Origin of the sequence: Vibrio sp. V42_P2S4T144 (assembly GCF_009904715.1) — a bacterium.
Taxonomy (GTDB): domain Bacteria; phylum Pseudomonadota; class Gammaproteobacteria; order Enterobacterales; family Vibrionaceae; genus Vibrio; species Vibrio alginolyticus.
Genome location: NZ_WXWS01000230.1, coordinates 1 through 2,914, shown reverse-complemented (window position 1 = coordinate 2,914; position 2,914 = coordinate 1). Strand labels below are relative to the sequence as shown.

The 2,914-nt window shown below is 42.3% G+C and carries 2 protein-coding genes; one reads left to right on the top strand and one right to left on the bottom strand.

Annotated elements, in window-relative coordinates:
* Positions 1-172 precede the first annotated feature (172 nt).
* Entirely contained in the window at positions 173-1,627 is a 1,455-nt protein-coding gene (gene modF / locus CAG68_RS08115) for a molybdate ABC transporter ATP-binding protein ModF (protein WP_161440990.1), read from the top strand.
* Here the strand turns inward: modF and CAG68_RS08110 are convergent.
* Positions 1,615-2,914 (bottom strand): EAL domain-containing protein (locus tag CAG68_RS08110; RefSeq protein ID WP_161440989.1); only part of this gene is annotated, 1,300 nt, incomplete at its 5' end. The two genes, modF and CAG68_RS08110, sit on opposite strands and share 13 nt — an antisense overlap.

The window sequence follows — 2,914 nt, the reverse complement described above, 5'->3', positions numbered from 1 at the left end:
GCTTACTTGTTACTTAATGACTCTAGTCGCATTTTTATCCTCTAATACAAGGCTTCGTTAATATGCACAAGACTGAGCACTGTTCAAAATTAATACACAAAAGCGCTTCCGTACTGAGTTCGTAAATTGTTATAAGTAATCCACTAAAACGAAAACAAGGAAGACAAACACAATGACTATTCACTTTCGTCAGCTTGCAGCTAAGAGAAACACGACACACTTGTTTATTGACGATTGGAAAATTAACACTCAGCAGTCTTGGGGGATATTCAGCGCGGATGGAGATATTGGCTCTCTGCTTGGAGACCTTATTTGTGATGAAATGTCACCAAATAGTGGGGAAATTGAGCTAAATGGGCTGTCCGTTGCGCAAGTGTCGTTATCAGAGCAACAACGATTACTGGAAAGAGAATTAGAAAAGGATGATACGGATTTTCTTGATCGTATCGACCAAGGAAGCACTGTTTATTCATTAATCCTCGAACAGAGCCAAGACACTAACTTAACTGAACAGCTAGTTAATGATCTCGACCTAAGTCATCTTAGAGATAGTGGCTTCCGTGTTCTCTCTACCGGAGAAACCAGAAGAGTAATGCTCGCCCGAGCTTTAGCCACACAACCTGACTTAGTATTACTCGATAATCCATTTACTGGCTTAGATATTGCGCACCGAGCTGCTCTCGCTCGCTATTTACACTCGCTTTCTCAAAATGTGCAACTACTCATAACCTTCTCTCGCGAATCTGACATGCCTGAGTGGATCAATAGCATCGCGCTTTTCAGTGCAGGAAAGCTTGATAGTACAATGGATAAGTCCAGTTGGGATAATCATCCAATCATTGGACAAATTAAATCTCAGTCAAAGCAACAGAGTGAAGAAATGATGAGCTTGATACGTCAGCATCAGCACTCGACACCATTCAACAACCCAATATTTGAACTAAAGAATGGGACTGTTGAATACACCGATAAGAAGATTTTTACTGACTTGAACTGGCGCATAGACAAGGGCCAACATTGGCAGGTCAAAGGCCCAAATGGTTGTGGAAAGAGTACCTTACTTGGATTGATCTTTGGCGATCATCCGCAATGCTACAGCAATGACATTGATATTTTTGGTACAAAGCGTGGTACTGGCGAGACAATCTGGGAAATTAAGCAGCATATCGGTATGGTGTCTTCAGCGCTACACCTCCAATATCGAGTCAATTGCAGCGCATTAGAAGTCATTTTGTCAGGATTTTACGATTCGATTGGGTTGTATAACCAGCCAACTCGCAAAGAAATGGATATTGCAAACGAGTGGCTCGATATCTTACATATGAGCCAGTACAAAAAAACCTCATTTAAGCAATTAGAGTACGGCCAGCAGCGACTGTTACTGATTGCAAGAGCCATCGTGAAACAACCCACATTATTGATTTTGGACGAGCCGTATCAAGGGTTAGATTTTTTGGGTAGACGGTTAGTTAAGAACACACTTGAACTCATCGCTAGAGAGAATTTAAGCCAACTATTGTATGTGTCTCACTACCAAGAAGATCGCTTAGATAGCATCAAAAATGAGTTAGAGTTTGTGTTTGATGAAAATGCTCAGTGTTATAGAGCTAACGTCTACCAATCATAATGACTTCGCTGCGCAAGCTGCTCATAAGGTAATGGTTTGGAGTACAGGTATCCCTGATGATACCTCACTCCCATCTGCTTTAAGTGTTCAGCTTGCGCTATGGTTTCCACGCCTTCAGCGATCAATTGTACTTGTAATTCTTCCGCGAAATGAACCATCGCTTTTAAGACAGAAGCACTAAGGCTAGGAATACCAATGGTTTCGACAAAGCACTTATCGATTTTTAAGTAATCTATGCGCATGTGCTGTAGAAATGCTAACGAGGTTTGGCCAGTTCCAAAATCATCGATCAGCACATCAATACCATGCACTCGCAGCGCTGCAATGCATTTTCTCGCCTCTGAATCAATGAGCTGACGCTCCGTTATCTCTACCCCTAATGAGACTTTGTTTCGGCTCAACTGTCTGTCGAGCAATTGAATTTTTCTGATCGCGTTTGGTCCGACTAAATAACCAGGCGGCACGTTAATACCAAGGTGGACAGGCTGATCAAAGCCTAATTTACTGAAGTCCTCTGCCGCTTTATCCAGAACGAAATCAGTAAGTAAAAAAACCAATCCACCTTGCTCTGCCGCAGGGACAAACTCATCCGGAGAAATGAACCCCTTACTTTGATGCTCCCATCGCACAAGCGCTTCAAACCCGAATAACTGGCCGGTATCAACGTTAACTTGCGGTTGGTAATACAGGGTCAACTCTCCTCTTTTTATCGCTCTTTTAAGATCCAGTATCAAATTGCGATGGGGATCAATAAACTTATTCAACGCATACAAGCAAAGGTAGATAACGAAAATAATTGGAATTGAGTACAAAAAATAGGAAAGTGTTCTCTGTTTGACGAAAAGATCGCTGGCTTCGCTCAAAGCTTCATACTCAAACATTTGCGACGATTTGATACCGATAGGATTACTTCCCGCTCTTAATGCTCCTTCAGGTGAAACTTGATCATGGATAAACAGCGCAGAGCGTTTTAGGCGTAAATCGTTGTTAAACCCTATTGTCGCATTAAAGTAGTCATGATCGATAATCGTTACGGCTTGATAACCCCGCTCTCCCTCCGTTACCACAAGCAAGAACTGATCGTACAAGCTATCAACACTACCAAGCGCTAACGTTTGTCCCTTAGGAAAGGTGATGTGCTCAGCTAACGGTTTAGAGATACTTCCCAATTTCGAAGAACAAGTAATGACTCCCTCTTTCACAATGAGCATTTCTTCAATATCTCGTTCAAACATTAAGCTTTGCTGGAGCTCTTCACATCGTTCAGGGTGTAGCAGCGCCGTGCGG

Bases quoted from the DNA above. Each gene is read 5' to 3' on its own strand.
- modF (WP_161440990.1), top strand. From the start codon at position 173: ATGACTATTCACTTTCGTCAGCTTGCAGCTAAGAGAAACACGACACAC.